General features: G+C 70.2%; 11 protein-coding genes. 4 read left to right on the top strand and 7 right to left on the bottom strand.

What is annotated here, in order from left to right; translation table 11 throughout:
• Positions 1 to 10: 10 nt before the first annotated feature.
• Positions 11 to 466, top strand: coding sequence for a MaoC family dehydratase (locus tag ACGFJ7_RS14035; protein ID WP_360261671.1), 456 nt, complete (start codon positions 11 to 13; stop codon positions 464 to 466).
• 4 nt (positions 467 to 470) lie between these two features.
• Positions 471 to 1,898, top strand: a complete 1,428-nt coding sequence (locus tag ACGFJ7_RS14030) for a long-chain fatty acid--CoA ligase (protein WP_392642389.1) — start codon at positions 471 to 473, stop codon at positions 1,896 to 1,898.
• A gap of 191 nt (positions 1,899 to 2,089) precedes the next feature.
• Here the strand turns inward: ACGFJ7_RS14030 and ACGFJ7_RS14025 are convergent, their stop codons facing one another.
• Both ACGFJ7_RS14025 and ACGFJ7_RS14020 read right to left on the bottom strand, forming a co-directional pair.
• Positions 2,090 to 3,742, bottom strand: a complete 1,653-nt coding sequence (locus ACGFJ7_RS14025) for a hypothetical protein (RefSeq protein WP_392642388.1) — start codon at positions 3,740 to 3,742, stop codon at positions 2,090 to 2,092.
• 698 nt (positions 3,743 to 4,440) lie between these two features.
• Entirely contained in the window at positions 4,441 to 4,680 is a 240-nt protein-coding gene (locus tag ACGFJ7_RS14020) for a hypothetical protein (RefSeq protein ID WP_392642387.1), read from the bottom strand.
• 430 nt (positions 4,681 to 5,110) lie between these two features.
• On the opposite strand from ACGFJ7_RS14020, the gene ACGFJ7_RS14015 reads away from it, so the two are divergent.
• Complete coding sequence (locus ACGFJ7_RS14015) at positions 5,111 to 5,593, top strand: RICIN domain-containing protein (protein ID WP_360261662.1); 483 nt, start codon at positions 5,111 to 5,113, stop codon at positions 5,591 to 5,593.
• 739 nt (positions 5,594 to 6,332) lie between these two features.
• Here the strand turns inward: ACGFJ7_RS14015 and ACGFJ7_RS14010 are convergent.
• The 4 genes from ACGFJ7_RS14010 to ACGFJ7_RS13995 all read right to left on the bottom strand — a co-directional run bounded on the left by ACGFJ7_RS14010 (position 6,333) and on the right by ACGFJ7_RS13995 (position 12,166).
• Positions 6,333 to 7,379, bottom strand: coding sequence for a PaaX family transcriptional regulator C-terminal domain-containing protein (locus tag ACGFJ7_RS14010; protein WP_392642386.1), 1,047 nt, complete (start codon positions 7,377 to 7,379; stop codon positions 6,333 to 6,335).
• A 123-nt stretch (positions 7,380 to 7,502) separates the two neighbouring features.
• Positions 7,503 to 8,822, bottom strand: a complete 1,320-nt coding sequence (locus tag ACGFJ7_RS14005) for a PHB depolymerase family esterase (RefSeq protein WP_392642385.1) — start codon at positions 8,820 to 8,822, stop codon at positions 7,503 to 7,505.
• Positions 8,823 to 9,060: 238 nt separating this feature from the next.
• Positions 9,061 to 10,797, bottom strand: coding sequence for a glycoside hydrolase family 3 protein (locus ACGFJ7_RS14000; protein WP_392642384.1), 1,737 nt, complete (start codon positions 10,795 to 10,797; stop codon positions 9,061 to 9,063).
• A 46-nt stretch (positions 10,798 to 10,843) separates the two neighbouring features.
• Entirely contained in the window at positions 10,844 to 12,166 is a 1,323-nt protein-coding gene (locus tag ACGFJ7_RS13995; RefSeq protein ID WP_392642383.1) for an MFS transporter, read from the bottom strand.
• Positions 12,167 to 12,414: 248 nt separating this feature from the next.
• Between ACGFJ7_RS13995 and ACGFJ7_RS13990 the strand changes: the two genes are divergently transcribed.
• Positions 12,415 to 15,558 carry an ROK family protein gene (locus tag ACGFJ7_RS13990; RefSeq protein ID WP_392642382.1) on the top strand — a complete coding sequence of 1,048 codons (3,144 nt, stop codon included), beginning with the start codon at positions 12,415 to 12,417 and terminating at the stop codon, positions 15,556 to 15,558.
• Here the strand turns inward: ACGFJ7_RS13990 and ACGFJ7_RS13985 are convergent, their stop codons facing one another.
• Positions 15,559 to 18,303, bottom strand: coding sequence for a BTAD domain-containing putative transcriptional regulator (locus tag ACGFJ7_RS13985; RefSeq protein WP_392642426.1), 2,745 nt, complete (start codon positions 18,301 to 18,303; stop codon positions 15,559 to 15,561).
• Positions 18,304 to 18,320 lie beyond the last annotated feature (17 nt).

Below are 18,320 nucleotides of genomic sequence, written 5' to 3'. Positions count from 1 at the left end.
GGCTTCATACATGATCACCGTCAACGGCATCGACGAACTCAAGACCCTCACCGGCAAGGACCTCGGGCACAGTGCCTGGCTCGAGGTCACCCAGGACCGGGTGAACCAGTTCGCCGAGGCCACCGGCGACCACCAGTGGATCCACGTCGACGTCGAACGGGCCAAACAGGGACCGTTCGGGGCGCCGATCGCCCACGGCTACCTCACGCTGTCGCTCGTCATCCCGTTCTTCTCCGAACTCCTGCAGGTCGGCGGCGTCTCGATGGGCATCAACTACGGCCTGGACAAGGTGCGCTTCCCGTCCCCGGTCAAGGTCGGTTCGAAGATCCGCCTGGCCGCCACGGTGGACGCGGTGACCCCGGTCGGCGGCGGGGGAGCGCAGGTGAAACTCACCTTCACCGTGGAGATCGACGGCTCCGACAAGCCGGCCTGCGTCGCCCAGCCGATCTACCGCTACTACCCCTGACGCCATGAACAGGGGACTCGGCTCCTGGCCGGCGCGGCGCGCCGCCATCTCGCCCGATCGGGTCGCGCTGGTCTTCGGGGACGCTTCTTGGACGTACGCCGAACTCCGCGACCGGATCACCCGGCTGGCCCACCGCCTGCGCGCGGCCGGCGCCGGCCGGGGCGACCGGGTCGCCTACCTCGGGCCGAACCATCCGGCGCTCGTCGAGACGCTGTTCGCCACCCACCTGCTGGGCGCGGTCTTCGTCCCGCTGAACTCCCGGCTGACGGCCGCCGAGCTCCGCTACCAGCTCGACCATTCCGGCGCGCGGATCCTGATCCGCGCGCCGGAGTGCGCTGACGTGTCGGCCCCCACGACCATTCCCCTGTCCTCGTTGTCGGCGCTTCCCGAGGGCCCGCCCATCGAGGCCGACGTCGCGTTGGACGACCCGGCCCTCATCCTCTACACCTCGGGCACGACCGGCCGCCCCAAAGGCGCGGTGCTCACCCACGGAAACGTCACCTGGAACACGTACAACCTGCTCGTCGGTGTCGACGTGGCCGGCGACGAGGTGACCCTGATAGGCGCCCCGCTCTTCCACGTGGCGGCGCTCAACCAGTGCCTCCTGCCGACCGTCCTGAAGGGCGGCCGCTGCGTCATCATGCCGTCCTGGAACGTCGACCAGGCCTTGGATCTGATCGAATCGCAGCGGGTCACGTGGATGTTCGGCGTCTCGGCGATGTTCGCGGCCCTCGCCCGATCCCCGCGCTGGCCGCACACCGACCTGTCCTCGCTGCGCTGCGTGATGAGTGGCGGCGCCGCCGTCCCGCCCGCGCTGATCCGCGCCTACCAGGAGCGAGGTCTCACGTTCTGCCAGGGCTACGGCATGACCGAGACGGCCCCCGGCGCGACCTTCCTGGAGGCCCGCGAAAGCCTCGACCACGTGGGCTCGGCCGGCGTCCCGGTCTTCTTCACCGACGTTCGCGTGGACGGCAACCCGGGGGAGGTGCTGGTCCGCGGCCCCAACGTGACCCCCGGCTACTGGAACGATCCGGCCGCCACCGCCGGCGCCTTCACCGACGGCTGGCTTCACACCGGCGACATAGCGGAAGTCGACCCGGGCGGCCATTTCCACATCCTCGACCGCCTCAAGGACATGTACATCTCCGGCGGCGAAAACGTCTACCCGGCCGAGGTGGAGGCGGCCTTGTTCACCCATCCCGGCGTGGCCGAGGCCGCCGTGGTCGGCATCCCTGACGAGAGATGGGGCGAGGTGGGCCGAGCCTTCATCGTCCCGGCCCCCGGCCCGACACCCTCCACAACCGAGCTGCGCGACCATCTCATCGAGCGCCTGGCCAAGTACAAGATTCCCGCCGAGTTCACCTTCGTCGACGACCTGCCCCGCACCGGTTCGAACAAGGTCCGCAAAGCCGACCTCCGAAAATTGCGTTGAGAGCGCGCCCGGCGCACTCGTAGCAAAGACCGGTGGCGTAGCCGGCCAGCTGACGCCGCCGCCGTCCCCCTGGGGGACCGGCGGTTTTTCATCCGGGTACGAATCCCTCGCTCTCCTCCACGTCGCCGTAGCTCGGCGGGTCAGAGCACGGACCTGACAAGTCCGCTGGAGCGTCACCCGCATGGCATGGACTACGGAGTCTGCCGACCCGACGGGAGGCAACGATCTGCCGGCTGCCACACGTCGTATCCGGCCACGCGCCGGTGCTTCACCCACTGGCAATCCGAGCGGGCCAGGACGGTATTACGGGAATCGTCGGAGCGGAACACGTAGGCGGCTCGTGGATCGGCCTGCACGGCGGTCCGGTAGGGCAGGTAACGGTCGAGCCCTGGATGCAGGCCATCGGCAGGACCGCCGAACAGAACGGCGCAGATCACCTTTTCACCGCTGAGGAACGTCAGCCGGTTGCACTCGAGGTAACCGCTGTAGACGTGCGTTACGCCGTCACTCCGCAGAGCATCGAGTAGTTGGCGACGGGCCGCCTCGGTGGGCCCCTGGGCGGCGTCGCGGTATGCCTGCGCGGTGCCCAGGACCAGCGTGAGCGCGACGATGGCGAGCACCGCATTCCGCACGATGCCGCCGAGCCTGGGTGCCACGGAGCGCAGCCCCCACAACGCACCTACAACAGCGGGTGTGGCGATGACGGCTCCGAAGATGTATCGGAAGTTGTTCGCCGGGGCGACTCCCGGTGTGGGGCTGGCGGCGAACGCTACGACGGTCAGACCGGCGGCGATGAGCATCGCCAACCTGGTGTAGTTCTGTGCCCGGCTGGGTTCACCACCGTTTCGCTGATCCGGTGCGGCGCGACGGTTACGCAGCACGCGGATACAGGTAGCGACTCCCATGGCCCACAACACGAGGACGGCGACGCCCCACAGCGTGGACGGGATGTCGTCGGTCGGGGGATGCCAGCTTCCGGGATAGCCGAAGTAGAGCGCCGGAGGGGAGTTCGGGTGCGCGATCGCGGAGCCCCCGGTGACGTACGACAGGCTGGTCGTCACGGTGTTGATCACCTGGGCAGCAAGCCCTGGCGATTGTTGCCCATTGAGGCCCGTGCCACCGCTGAGGTACATGTTCACCACGCTGACCACACCGCTGTCCCGCCACGGGCGACTCAGGTCATACGCGATCCAGGGCGCCGCACCGAGGAGCAGACCAGCGCCGAGCGCCCACCACCGGCCGGGAATCACCGCCGCCCGCTGACGGAGGGCGATCCAAACGAGAGCCGCGGAGGTGAGTACGAACGGGGCGATCAGCACGGTGCTCCACAACCCGAGCGTCGCGGCGACGCCCCAGCCGACCAGACGCCACCGCTGCGCCGACGCGTGGCTGGGGTTCTCGGGCGTGTCCAGCAGACGGTGGCCGAGCAGGAGCAGCAGCGTACCGGCAAGCAGCGTTTCCGGGATAGCACCCTGAGCGACCAACTGATGGCCGTACAGCTCCCGGGACCCGAGCGCCAGAAGCCCCACCGACACCAACGCCACCGACGTTCCGTACAGACGCCGGGCCAGCACATACATCGCGGTGAGAAAGAGAAGGAACAACAGCAACATCGGGACACGCAGCGCAACCAGCGACGGGCCGAACACCCAGAACGCCGCGGCGGCGAGATACGCCTCGGCCGTTCCCATGTAGGACTGGCCGTACATGAAGCTCGGGAAATGCCGACCCTCGGCGATGTGCATCGCCATGATCCCCATCGTGGCCTCATCGCTGTTGCTGGCCGGCCACTCCAAAATGAGCAAACCGACACGGACGGCGGCGGCGACAATGAGTATCAGCACCAGCCACAGTGGCCGCGACCAGCGCAGATTCGGCCGGACCGGTACGTCTTCACGCGTACTCGGCTCCGTCACAGCAGCACGGGCCCCTCGCTCAGCGGGTACGCGTGCGCGGGGCGCCGACGAGGAGGGATCACGTGCCACAGTGCCGCGGCCGGACGAACGCGGTCTAAGATCTTGATCGACATCCCCACCCATGCTCAACGGTACGGGGCGGAAAGTCAAAAGGTTCAATGCGGACGCGGCGGCGATATCGTCGCCGCGGTGATCCGCCAGTGAAGTCCCTGAAGTGGTGTAACGCGGTGGGCGTGATCGTCGGACAACGGGTCCGGCATAGACCGCGGCCATCGCGTGATCTTTCGAGTGAAGGTCTCACGGAACTCTCGAAGGCATTTATCGCGGTGACCGCACAACGCATCATCGCGCCACCTGGTACCTGCTCGGTGTCTCGACTCGCCGGATGGCAGCCGACCTCGACGCCCAGGTCCACGCGTTCCACACCCGCCCGTTGAACGAGTCGGGGCCGGGCCAAGGTCGCTACCAGCGAGACCGGGGCAGGCCGATCTGGGCCGAACAACCCGAACGAACGCCTGAACAAGGAGATTTGGCGCCGCACCGACGTGGTTTTTATCTTCCAAGCTTGATTCGCCGCAGATGCGCCTGATGAGGTGCTTCCGCGCGAAACGTCGAGACACGGTCCGCTATTGACGTTCCTGATCATGGCCCAGCTCTCGATTCCGAGGCCGCCCTTTTTGCAGGTTAATGTACTGGTAGTTGCCGTTGATCAGATGGATACGTTGGCAATATCCCGCTGGCGAGGACACCGAGTCCTGGAAGACATGGTTGCCCGAGGTTTCGCCATATAAAAGGCGCGACTTGAGGTCGATGAGGCCGGTGTAATTGCCCGCGTCCAAAACGCTCAACACGATGCTGGCAACCACATTTTATCTCAACGTCAACCCCGGCCCCTTCGTGTCATCAATCCTGCCGAGTCCGTTTCACCATGATCGATGGCACATGATCGTCTGTCAAGTTCGCGAGCCGAGTAAGTTTTCCTCGACCGGGCGATCGGCACTGGAGATTCCGGCTGTTCTTGCAGCTCAAGGTAGTGGGGGACAACCTAAAAGATCGATGCATGTTACGATCCAAACAGGACAGCGACCAGGCGGCGACTCCAATCCCGATAGGGAGCCTCGGGGTGGCCGGCCTTAATCGTGTTTGTCCAGCCGTACTCTGACTAAGCCAACTCCAACGGGGACACGGAAGCGGGCGCATAGGCCGAGGTGGGCGGACCGTCTTCACTATCTGGTTGACATTACCAATCGAGCGACGCTAATGTCTTGCCGACCAAGTTCCGAGCAAGGAGTTCAAATGCGTCTGAAGAAGTTCGTTAGCGCGGCAGCTGCGGCGGCTATGGTCAGTGCCCTGCTCGCGGTGCTCTCTCCCACCGCCGCGCATGCCGCATCAAGCTATAAGCTCAAGAATGCAGGTGGCCGGTACGTGACGGTTAGTGGCACCTATCTTGTTATGGGTAGCAGCACCAATCTGACTTTCACGGACTGCTGCGGGGAGGGAAATTACCTGACCCTCTGGAACACCTCCTCCAACAAGAACTTGGGCCTCAGCGGGAACAGCACCGCGAGCGGGACCCGAGCGGTCCTTGCGGCTGGTTCGTCCTCTAACACCCAGGACTGGCAGTGGGACCCGGCCACTCTCACCACTTTCCAGCTGAAGAACCGGGCGAACCCGAACATGTGTCTCGGAATTTCGGGTGGCCAGACCGGCACCAACGTCGCCATCTTCGCCTGCGCGACTGGCCAGATTCCCAACAACCAGCTGTGGTTGCGCGCCTAACCAGCTGTGGCCGCAGGTCTCAGCGGGCCTAGAGCCGGCGAGACCAGCAAGGTCGCCGCTGTGCGAGCATGAAGCGGGCACAGGAGTCACTGATCACGAGTGTCAACACACTCATGATCACAGACTTCCTGTGCCCGCTGTCTGTCACGCCCCGGTTCGACGCTCGGCTCGTTCCTGCGCACCCTCACCCACGGCCACGTGCGTCAGTACCAGGCTGCAGCCCGTAACACGTTGATCGGCCTCGCCGGCCGAACACCGCTACTGGCCTGGCACGGACACACTGTGCTTCGTGGACACCGACTCGATGCTGCGCCGGGTCCACGGCAAGATGCAGGTGCGTCTGCCGAGCTTCACGCCCAGTGGCAGATCGCCCGCAAGGCACAGTCATCGCAGCGCATCCCGGTTGAACATGCCATCGCTGAGCACAAGTGGTGGCGCGTACTGCAACGCTTCACCGGCCGCCGCGAACTACGACCCGACACCCTCAACGCCGTCGCCGGACACATCTCAAAGACACGAAGATCGGCCGGGGTGACAACCTCGGCCAGTGGTAGATCAACGCCAGCGGCGCCGGCCGGCCGTCACCGATGCCGGGTGATCGCACACTGCGGCCATGTGACCGCGGCCGCCCCGGACCGGCTCGGGATCGTCGACGCCACCCGAATTCCCTGCGGCGAAGGAGTGTTGTGGCTGGCCGCCGTCCGAGGCGTGTTCTCGGGAGCGGGTAACCACCGCTTTATCAAACCGGGGGAAGCTCACGGCGCCCCGTGGCATCTCCTGGCCGGGCGGCTCGTCGGATCCGAGAGCGGCCGGCCGGCGGTTCGGGCGGGGTGAACTGCAGGCCGGTGGACAAGTCGTCGACGGTGTGGGCCTGGATGTCGGTGACCGGGCCGTCGGTGACGGTCGCCGCGACGGTGCGGACGTGCTTCTGTGCTGTGGCGGCCAGGCCGTCGTAGACGGCGATGAACAGGTCCCGGGCGGGTTGCCGGGGCCAGCCCGCCGGTAGCAGGTGGAGCGGCAGGCGCGGGTCGAGTATGGGCAGGCGACGGTAGGTGTCCATCACCTCGGTGCGGAACCGCACCGCCTCGGGGCCGGGCGGCTGCTCGGCGGCGATGTGGGCCGGCACGTGGCGCCAGCGCTGGAGGAATTTCTCGTACTCGTGGGCGATGGCGGCGATGTCCCACGCCTCCACCGGGTTTCGGTCGAGGCCGGCGCCGAGCTCGACGTGCCGGGCGCGGAACACCGTCATGGCGCCGGGAGCGATGAGGGCGAATTTCGCCCTGGCCTTCTCCGTCAGGTCGTGCGGCGAGATCCACAGGCCGTCGTACAGCGGGGCGTATCCCATCCAGCGCAGCCTGTTGCGGAGTTCCTGCCGCTGGGCCCGTGCCGCCTGGGGCAGCGAGAACGCGATCAGCGTCCAGTGCTCGTCCCACGGTTCGGCGCCGGTGGCCGCCGAGGCGATCCAGCTGCCGCCGACGGCGAGGAAGCCGGCCGCCTCGGGGGTGAGGCGGTAGGCGCTCCGCCGCCCGTGCCGCCGTACCTGCAGCACCCCGCGGCGGGCGAGCCGGCTGATGGCGGTGCGGGCACCGGCCGGGCTCACGCCGGCCTCGGCGAGCAGGGCCACGATGGCGGCCGACGGCAGTTCGGCCCGGGTGCGCAGGGTGTAGTCGGCCAGCAGGGTCACCGTCAGGTCCTGCGGCGAGTTGCCGGCCTGGCGGCGCGGCAGGCGCACCGCGTCCGCCGTGTCGTCCGGGAAGATCTCGTCGATGTCGTACGGGCTGGTCACGCGACGGCTCCGGCAGAGTCGAGGGCTGACGACTAGCGAAGATCTTCCCATGCCCGTACCGGGTTGACGAGGGCTGACCGGTGGGGACGGCACGCCACCGGGCCGTCCACACCGGAGCTCATGTCAGCCGGTGGTGCAGGCGGAGCCGTTCAGCGCGTACCCGGTGGGGGCGCCGTTGTTGCCGGAGTGGGTGGCCTGGAAACCGGCCGTGGTCGACGCGCCGGGCGCCAGGCTGCCGTTGTAGCCGACGTTGATCGCCGTGACCCGCCCCGAGGCCGGTGCGTACGAGGCGCTCCAGCCGCCGGTGATGGTCTGGCCCGAGGGCAGGTCGAAGGCGAGCTGCCAGCCGTTGATCGCGGCGTTGCCGGTGTTGGTGATGGTGAGGTTCGCGGTCAGCCCGTTGTTCCAGGCGTTGACCGCGGCGGTGACCCGGCACGCCGAGGTCGCCGGCGGGCTCGTCGGGGGAGTGGTGGGCGGGGTGGTCGGCGGAGTGGTGGTCGGGGGCGTGGTGGGCGTGGTCAGGCCGAAGAAGGCGACGGCGGCGGCAGCCATCCCGCTGCTGGGCAGGGAGTGACCGGCGCCCTGGATGCTGTACGCCTCGACCTGTACCGTCCCCGTCGCATCGGCCCAGCGGCGGCGGTTCCAGCCCGGCTGCGGAGTGTCGCTGGACGTGGGGGTCGTGCTCAGCCCGAAGACGTTGGTCCACTGCTCGACCGATTCCTGCAGCAGCGAGTACGGCACGAGGGTGTCGCTGGTGCCGTGCCAGAGTTGGATCCGGGGGCGGGCTCCGCTGAAACCGGGGTTCACCTGGCGGACGGCGTCACCCCACTGCTGAGGTGTGCGGTTCATGCTGCCGCCCGTGCACTGGCCGCCCGGCGGGTAGTCGGCCGCGTTGGCGAAGCAGGTGAACGGCACGCCCATGAAGGACGCGCCGGCCTTGAACAGGTCGGGGTACAGGGCGAGCATGTGCTGGGTCATCATGCCGCCGGAGGAGCTGCCGGTGGCGTACACCCGGTTCTGGTCGCCGCCGTAACGCTGACCGGCGTAGGCCACCATGGAGGCGATGGAGACCGGGTCACTGCCGCCGTTGCGCTGTTTGGACGCCGCCGACCACGTGTCGAAGCACTTGCCGAAGCCGGCCTCCTGCATCGCCGACGGGTAGATCACGAGGAACCCGTACCGGTCGGCCAGCGAGGCGAACTCACTGCCCGAGTAGAAGCCGGGCCCGGAACCGCCGCAGCCGTGCATGGCGACCACGATCGCCGGGTTGGCCGGGCGGGAGTCCGGCACGTAGATGTGCATGCGCATGCCGCCCGGGTTGCTGCCGAAGCTGGTCACCTCGGTCGGCGAGGCCGCGAACGCCGCACGGGGCGCCGAGACGGCGAGACCGGCGACGGCCAGAAGGGCGGCCAGGGCGTACAGCAAATTTCGTCTGATCTTCATAGTCGTCACTCCTGGAGCACGCTGGGCCCCGCGCCGGAGATGCCACGCCCGCGCGCGGCCCAAGGGGGAAGACGGGGGATGCCGGCCGAGCCCGACGCCGTTGAGACGTGCGGGTGATCTGCCCTGTCCTCACCCGCACGGGCGCCGTGATCAGCGCCGACCGCCGTGCCACGGCCGTGTCGCGCACCGGCGGACACGCGTCGTATGGCACTTAGCGTGCACCCGGGATTCACAACTGTCAATCGAGCGTCAGGCCGTGGCCGTACCGGAAGAGGGGGTCCTCGGTGTCGTTCGGGACGTCCTCGCGGGAGGCGGCCACGGCCTCCATGGAGCGGGGGAGCTCGAACGGCAGCGTGCCCGACGGCTTGGTGCGGCCGAACAGGATGTCGAACAGAGCCTCGTCCGAGGCGCCGAAGTTGCCGGTCAGGGCGGCCGCCCGGGACGCCAGCGGGGTCAGCACGGCCGGGCGGTCGAGCAGGATGTCGACGACCGTCGGGACCGCGTCGGTGACCTGGAGGACCGGGGCCAGCTCGGACGGTGTGAAGTCGAGGCGGCCGGCGTGGAAGAAGGACTCGAAGCCGGTCGTGCGGGTGTCGTCGTACGGGGCGTGGCGGCGCACGATCGCGATGTCGGCTTCGGCCGGTGTGCCGACCACCTTGGCGTAGCGGGCGGCCACGTCCGGGTCGACGCCGTCGACGTAGACGTTGACGCCCTCGGACAGCGGCAGCACCGACGACTGCAGCACCACGATCGAGCGCCGCTGCGCTTCCAGGCCCGCGGCCACGTACGCCGGGCGGCCGATCTCCGTCGCGGCGTCCGGTGTGGAGACGTAGCGGCGGTCGTCGAACAGGCCCAGGCGGAACTTGTCGCGCAGGATGCGCCGGGCCGACTCGTCGATGCGGCTGAGCGGGACCCGCCCCGACGAGACGAGGGAGACGATCAGCTCGGGGCAGTACTCGCCGCCGAGCTGGTCGGCGCCGGCCTCCAGGATGCGGTACACGCGGTCGAGGCGGGACAGGCTTTCCACGCCCCACGCGCGGGCCGGCATCGGCGCGCCGAACACGTCGTCGGCGTCCGTCACCAGGCCCCAGTCGGTGCAGACGACACCGTCGAAGCCGTACCTGCCGCGCAGCAGTCCCTCGATGACGCCCTTGTTGAAACCGAAACCGACCTCCTCGTAGGCCGTGCCGACCGGCATCGCGTAGTACGGCATGATCTGGGCCGCGCCCGCCTCGAACGCCGCCTCGAACGGCTTCAGATGCTCGGCGAACCGTCCGCCCGGGTAGACCTGCTCACGTCCGTACGGGAAATGGGCGTCCTCGCCGTTCATCTGCGGTCCGGCCCCGGGGAAGTGCTTCACCATCGTGGCGACGCTGTCCGGGCCGAGCGAAGAGCCCTGAAACCCTTCGATGTACGCCTTCAGCAGCTCCGCCACCGTGTCCGGGTCGGAGCCGAGCGTGCCGCTGGTGCGGGCCCAGCGCGGCTCGGTGGCCAGGTCGGCCATCGGGTGCAGGGCGACCCGGATCCCGGCCGCCAGGTACTCGCGACGGGCGATGTCGGCGAACTCGCGTACGAGGGAAGGGTTTTTGGTCGCGCCCAGCCCGATCGGCTCCGGCCAGACCGAGAATCCGCCGGCCGCGGCCGAGGTGGCCGGGTTGTCGATGAAGCCGTGGCGCGGATCGGTCGACACGGTGACCGGAATGCCGAGCCGGGTGTTCGCCGCGAGCTCCTGGATCCGGTTGTGCCACTCGGCGATCTTCGAAGGCGCGACGGGGCCCATCGTCAGGATGTTCACGTGGTTGACGAGCTTGTCCTCGACGAGCCAGCGCGTCGACGGGAACATGCCGCCGTCACCCGAGGGCTCGAAGAGTGTGCCGTCCGCGTTGACCGCGGCCATCGTGTGGAACATGAGGCCGGCCTTCTCCTCGAGGGTCATCCGGCCGATGAGGTCGCTGATCCGGTCCTCTGTCTTCACCGCGGGGTTCTGATACGGGTACATGGGTGCCTCCGGGAACAAGAGATCAGCGGGCGCCGCGGACGAGGCGGACCAGCAGGGAGCCGGCGATCGCGACGATCGCGCCGAGAAGGAAGAGCAGGCCGTAGTTCTCGCCGCCGGAACCGATGGCGAGGATCGGGGCGGCCAGGATCGGCACCAGCGACTGCGGCAGGGCGTTGGCGATGTTCAGCACGCCCATGTCCTTGGCCGCGTCGTCCGGGTTGGGCAGCACCTCGGTGGCCAGGGCCAGGTCGACGGCCAGGTACAGGCCCTCGCCGACGCCGAAGACGAGGACGGAGACCAGGAACAGCGCGAAGCTGTGGCTGACCGCGAGGCCCAGCAGGGAGACCGCGATGACGACGCCGGCGATCAGAACGAAAGGCTTGCGATTTCCCGTACGGTCGGACAGCCACCCGCCGATCGTGGAGCCACCGACCATGCCGGCCGTGGTGAGCAGGGTGGCGATCAGCACGGCGGTGGCGACGTTGCCGGTCGTGTAGCCGAAACGGTCGATCAGCAGGTACGACTGGTAGGTCGTGACGCTGGCGATGCCCATCCAGATGAGGAAGCGGCTGAGCAGGTTCCAGGAGAAGTCGGGAAAGCGGCGCGGGTTCACGTAGAACGTCCGCAGGAACTCCTTGAAGCCGTACCTCTCGTGCTGGCCGGCGTCGGCCGGGCGGTCCTTGAGGATCGAGATGAGCAGCGCCACCGTCAGGGTGCCGATGACGGCCGGCACCATGAACATCGCGAAGGTGTGCCCGGAGAGCAGGGCGGCCAGGGCGGTGCCGGCGAGAATGGCGATCGAGGTCATCAGGCCGAGAACGCCGCCGACGCGGCCCCGCTGATGGGCCGGCACCTGGTCGGGCAGGAGCGCGGTCAGGGTGGCGAGCGTGGCGTTCACGCCGAGCTGCGTGACGGCCCACCCGAGCGTGAGTACGGGGATCGAGCCGCCGGCGGCGACGATCGCGAGACCGAGCAGACCGGCGAGCATGCCGCCGATGAGCCAGGGCCGGCGGCGGCCGAAACGCGACCGGGTGCGGTCGCTCATGGCGCCGAAGAACGGGTTGCCGATCAGAGCGAGCAGCGCGCCCACGGAGAGCACGGCGCTCAGCGCCGACGCCTTGTTGTTCGGGGCGATCTCGGCCACCCGGACCGAGAGGGTCACCACGACCGGCGTCATGATCGTCAGGTACGCGCCGAACTGCGCCAGCGCCATCGCGGTGATCAGGCGCTTCGGGGCGTCCGGTGGCGTCAGCTTCAGCGGGACGCCGCTGATCGGGTTCACCTGGTCGACCATCTGGTCGTTCCGGGCGGGTTCGGCGGTTCGCAGGCCGGGCAACTCGGTCATCGCAACCTCCTGGGGTCACGCGAGGAATAGGGACAGGTACCTTGCCGGGCCCGGCTCGTTACGACCTGATATCTCGAAGGTAATGAGCCGATTAACGCCAAACCAGAGGTTGATCGGCCGTACGGAGGCCCTGATTCGTCTTCTTCCTCGGTTATTTTTGTGAGGTTTCGAGGCGGAAGCGTCAGGTGTTGCGGGCCATGGCGCGGTTAACCGAGAAAACGAGCAAAACCCGGGGGTACGCTTCGGCGATGGCGACCCGCCCCGCGCACATCTCCGGACGCGACCTGGTGCTGGCGACCGTCCGCGACGCCGGCCCGATCAGCCGCACGGACCTGATCCGCCGCACCGGCATGGCCCGCGAAACCGTGAACGGCCTGCTCACCAAGCTGCTGGCGGCCGAGGCCCTGTCCGAGTCGGAGCCGGTGGCGGCCGGCCACCAGGGACGCCCGGCCCGGCTGCTGTCGCTGGGCCCGGCCGCGGGCCACGTCGTCGGGGCGATCCTCGACTCGGCCGGCGGCGGCCCCGGGGTGGCCGCGGCACGGGTGGCCGTGGCCGCCCTGACCGGCGAGATCGAGGTGGAGCGCGACCGCGTCCTGACCGGGGTCACGCCGGGGGAGATCCTGGACGAGTTCGCGGCGCTCATCACCGAGTGCGTCCCGCCCGGCCGGCGGGTCTGGCTGACCGTCATCGGCCTGCCGGCACCGGTGGCGGGCGGCGTCGTCCACACCAGCAGCGTGCTGCCCGGCTGGGCCGGATACGCGGCCGGCGCCGAGCTGCGGCGCCGCCTGGGCCACGGGGTGGCGGTGCTGAACGACGCCGACCTGAGCCTGCTCGGCGAGGTCACCCGCGGGGTGGCGAGGGGCCGTCGCGACGTCTGCTACCTGAGGATCGCCTCCGGCATCGGCTGCGGCCTGCTGCTCGACGGCGAGGTGCACCGAGGAGCGACCGGCATGGCCGGCGAGATCGGCCACGTCCAGGTCGACGAGACGGGCGCCCTGTGCCGCTGCGGCAACAGGGGCTGCCTGGAGACGATCGCCGCCCCCCGCGAGGTGCTGGCCGCGCTGTCGGCCGGCTACGGCGAGCCGGTGACCGCCGAACGAGCCTTGGAACTGGCCACCCGAGACGCGACAGCCCAGCGCGTCCTGTCCGACGCCGGCCGCATGATCGGCCGAGTGGTGGCCGACCTGGCCAACACGATCAACCCCGCCCTGGTAGTCCTGGACGGCCCCCTGATCACCGAAAGCGGCCCGGTAGTGGCCGGCGTCCGAGAGTCCCTGCGCCGCTACGCCCAGCCGGCCGTAGCCGACCACACCGAAATCCACGCCGGCACCCTCGCCGGCCGAGCCGCCCTGCTGGGCGCGGTAGCCACCGCCGTGAGCCGCCTCCCAGCTTCCGCCCCGCCCGCCCTGCCACCCCCGTCTCCAACGCCGCCCGCCTCCGGCTCCGCGCTCTCCGCCCCGGCCTCACCTTTCCTGTTCTCTTCGCTTTCCAACGCGCCCAGTTCGCCTTCCGCGCCGGCCTCGTCTTCCGATCTGTCCGTTTCGCCTTCCTCGCCGGTTTCGTTTTCCGATCTGTCCGTTTCGCCTTCTGCGCCGGCCTCGTCTTTCGACCTGTCCGTTTCGCCTTCCTTGCCGGCTTCGATTCCCGGTCCGTCCGCTTCGCGGTCCGCGCCGGCCGCGTCCTCCGACCCGTCAGCGCTGCCTTCCCTGCCGACCGCGGCCTCCGGACCGTCCGCCTCGCCTTCGGTTCTGGCTTCGTCCTCCGAGCCGTCTGCCTCGCCTCTCATGTCGGACTCGCATTCCGCGCCGTCTGACCCGCCAGTCTCGCTTTCTGTGCTGGTCTCGCCGCCCGATAAAAGCCATGAATCGGAAATGTCCGGCGAGCGCCTTGTCGACGCCCAGGGCATCGCGGGCATCGCGGGCATCGCGGGCGCGGGTGGCGTGGACAACGGCGGCGCGGGTGGCGTGGACAACAGCGGCGCGGGTGGCGTGGACAACGGCGGCGCGGGTGGCGTGGACAACGGCGGCGCGGGCGGCGTGGACAACGGCGGCGCGGGTGGCGTGGACAACAGCGGCGCGGGTGGCGTGGACAACAGCGGCGCGGGTGGCGGGGGCCTCGTGGATGGCGGGGGCGGCGGTGTCGCGGGTGGCGGGGGCGGCCGTGGTGAAGCTGCTAGTGCTGGTGGCGGGAGTGGGGGAGGGCGGCGAGCTGCTGGGCGAGAAGGGGGCGGCAAGCTCAGCGTCTCGCCGCGGCGGCGGGAGCGGGCTGCGCGGCGGGAGCGGATCGCCGGGGTGCTTCGGGCGCATGGGGGGCTGGCCCGCAGTGATGTTGTGCGGCTGACGAAACTGCCTCGGGCCGCCGTTGTCGAACTGCTTGATGAGATGTGGCGGGACGGGACAGTCGAACCCTTCGAGCTGCCGCCCGAGCGGGGGCGGTCGGGGCGGCCGTCGCCCGGGTTTCGGCTTGTCACGCCGAAGGAGTTGTTGGCGGGGGCGGCGATCAGCGCGTACGGGATCCGGGTCGTCGTCGCCGATGGGGCGGGGGCCGTTCTGCATCAGGCCGCCCATCCGGTTCCGATGACGCCGGCCGGGGAGGCGCCGGTGCGGCTGGCCGGGGAGCTTGTCGCGCGGCTGCTCGCCGAGAACGGGCATGCGGTGGGGGATCTGCGGGAGGTCGGGTTGAGTGTTCCGGCACCTGTGGATCCGAGCACCGGTAACTTCGGGACCCGGGGGATTCTGCCTATGTTCTCCGGGTTCGCGCCGGCCGATGTGATCACCGAGGTGCTGGGGGTGCCGTGCCGGGTGGAGAACAACGCCGATCTCGCCGCGCTGGCCGAGACGCGGCGCGGGGCCGCGGCCGGGGCCCGGGATGTGCTCTATCTGCGGGCCGATCAGTTCACCGGGGCCGGGATCGTGGCCGGTGGGCGCGTGTACCGGGGGGCGCTCGGCTACGCCGGCGAGGTCGGTCACCTGAACGTGCGCGAGGTGGGGCCGCTCTGCGTCTGCGGCAGCCGGGGGTGCCTGTCCACGTTTCTGTCGCCCGCTTCGTTCGGGGCCGTGCTCGACGCCGCGCCCTTCGTGCGGGAGTCCGAGGATCCCGAGGAGCGGCTGCTCAAGCTGGCCGGGAGTGGGCATCGGCCGGCGCAGCGGGCCCTGCTCGACGCGGGGCGGCTGATCGGGCGGTCGGTGGCGCCGCTGACCAACATGCTCAACCCGGCCGTGGTGGTCGTCGGCGGGCGCTACGGGGTGGCCGGGCCGCACGTGGAGGAGGGCATCCGGGAGTCGCTTCTGCGGCACTGCACGCAGGCCGTCACCGCTGGTCTGACCGTGGTGCGCAGCGAGCTGACTGTCGACGCCGAGGTGCTGGGCGCTGTCGAATCGCTTCTCGGATGATCAGAGGTCCAGGATCTCCGACAGGCGGGCCAGGTCGGGGTAGCGCGCCGTCTTCAGCAGGCGCACCACCTCATCGCGGGTTCGGGTGGCCGCTTCCCGGTCTCCGGCGTCGCGGTGACACTCGTACAAACCGATCAATGGCTCGATGCGCAGGTCGGCCACCTCGCCGTACAACTCGATGGCCCGCTGGAAAGCGGCGACCGCCGCGGTGAGATCGCCCGTGTGCTGGTGGAAGCGGGCCAGCTGCGTCCAGCCGCCGGCGGCGCCGTACGCGTTGCGCCAGCGCTCGTTGATGGCGATGCTCTCGGCGAACAGGCGCCGCGCCTCGGGCCGGCCGTCCGGCTGGTGGGCGTGGTACCAGGCGATCGGGTGCAGGGCGTTCGCCACCTCGACCGCGCCCTGCTCGTCGCCCATCCGCAGGTAGTTGGCGCGGGCCTCGACGGCGTACGGATACGCCGCCTCGGCCTGGGCCCGGGTCGGCACGTCGTGGGCCGACACTATCGAGACGGCAACGCTGAGCAAGCCGTGCGCCACCCGGCCCGGGTCGTCCATCTCGCGGCCGATGGCGATCGCCTTCTCCAGTTCGGCCCGCGCCTGTTCGGGCCGGTTCATCCGCAGCAGGCCGCGGCCCAGGATGTAGTGCAGGTAGCCGGCCCACCAGGGATCGTCCACGAGCCGCTGGGCCTGGGCCGCGAGGGCCAGCGAGTCCGCCAGATGGAAGCGGATGTCCTGTTGGTAGGTCGCGAGCGTCCACACGAAGAGCGGCACCTTCTCGGCGCGGCCGAGCTCCAGCAGGGCGTTGATGTTCTCGTACTCGTCGTCCAGCCACGCCGTGGCCGCCCGCATGTCGGCGAAGTGGACAGCGGAGATCCCCGGTGGCGGCGGGCCCACCATCACCGGGCGACGGTACGGCGTCTGCGCCTGCGCCGCGTTCCGCGACGAATGCAGGTAGAAATCCAGGAGCCGGGTCACGGCGGCGTCGCGCTCTTGCGCCGGGTCGACCCTTCCGGCCGTCTCCTTGGCGTACGCCCGTACGAGATCATGCTGGAGGAAACGCCCCGGCCGGTGTTCGGCGATCAGGTGCGCGTCGGTCAGCCGGCGCAGCAGCATCCGCGCCACCGGCGGTTCGGTGCCGGCCAGCGCGGCCGCCGCCGCCACGCTCAGATCGGGTCCCGGGTGCAGCGCGGCGAGCCGGAACATCCGCGCCGCCAACGGCACCAGCCGCCGGTACGACCACGAGAACACCGCCCGCAGGTCGTGTTTGACGCCCGGCACCGCGAAACCGTCGAGCCCGTCGGCGTAGGCCAGCTCGGCGTCGATCTCGGCCAGCGGGAACGCGCCCCGGGCGCAGACCAGCGCCAGCGCCAGGGGCAGCCCGCCGCAGCGTTCCACGATGGCGTCGCGCGCACGCGGGTCGGCGTCGACCACCTCGTCGCCGAGGCGCCGGCGCAGGTAGGCCACGGACTCGGCCGGCCGGAAGGCGTCGAGCCGCATCGGGTAGGCGCCGTCGGTGACGATCAGGTCGATGAGGTGGCTGCGGCTGGTCACCACCACCGCGCAGTCCGGGTTGCCGGGCAGCAGCGGCCGCACCTGGTCGGCGTCGCGGGCGTTGTCGAGGAGCAGCAGCATCCGCCGGGCGGCGAGCACGCTGCGGAACAGGGCGGTCCGCTCCGGCGTCGACGGCGGGATCCGCTGGTCGGGCACGCCCAGCGCGCCCAGGAACGCGGCCAGCACGTCGCCCGGGTCGGCGGCCGCGTCCTCCGGGCCGTAGCCGCGCAGGTCGACGTGGAGCTGCCCGTCGGGGTAGCGGGCGGCCGCCTGGTGCGCCCACCGCACGGCCAGGGTGGTCTTGCCGACGCCGCCGGTCCCGGTCACCACGACCAGGGCCGGTGTGTGCCGGTCGAGGCGGCGCCGCTCGTCGGAGCGCCCGGCGAAGGCCGGCTGCGGGCGCGGCAGCTGGGCCGGGCGGACCGTGGCCGGCCCGGGGCGCAGTGCCGTCTCCAGCACCTCGGCCCGCTGCTCGCGGATGGCCTGCTCGAGGGCGGCCAGCGCCGGGTCGGGGTCGAGGCCGAGCTCGTCGGCGACGATGCGCCGGTGTTCGCCGAGCACGGACAGGGCCTCGCCGGAGCGGCTGGCCGCCCACAGCGCGAGTGCCAGCAGCCGCCACGGTTCGCCGCGCAGCGGGTCCTCGCCGGTGAGGGCCCGGGCGGCCGGGATGGCCTCGTCGGTGCGTTCCAGGCGCAGCAGGGCGTCGGCCGTGCGCTCGCGAGCGGTGTGGTGCAGTTCGGTGAGGCGGGCGATCTCGGCGGCGGCCCACTCGTCGTCGGCGAACTGCTCGTACGGCCGGCCACGCCACAGTTCGAGCGCGGCCCGGAGCCGGTCGAGCGCGCCGGCCGGCGGCAGCCCGTCGGCCGCCCGCAGCGCCTGCTCGAAACGGTCGGCGTCGAGCGACCCGGGCGGCAGCCGCAACGCGTAGCCGGCGGCCTCGCGCACCAGCAACTGGGCGGCGCCGCGGGGTGGCCGGCGCGGTTCCAGCGCGCGCCGCAGCCGGGACACGTGCGACTGCAGCACCGCGGCGGCCCCGGCCGGCGCGGTATCGCCCCACAGATGGTCGATCAGCCGGTCGGTGGCGACCGGGCGGCCGCGGGCGGCGGCCAGGATCGCCAGCACAGCGAGCGGCTGGTTGCCGCGGACGGCGATGGGCTCGCCGTCGAGGAGGACTTCGACCGGACCGAGAACCCGCATCTCGATCACGGTCACGA

The sequence above is a fragment of the Actinoplanes sp. NPDC048988 genome (genome assembly GCF_043197815.1).
Lineage (GTDB): Bacteria > Actinomycetota > Actinomycetes > Mycobacteriales > Micromonosporaceae > Actinoplanes.
This window is presented reverse-complemented; position numbering and strand designations above follow the sequence as displayed.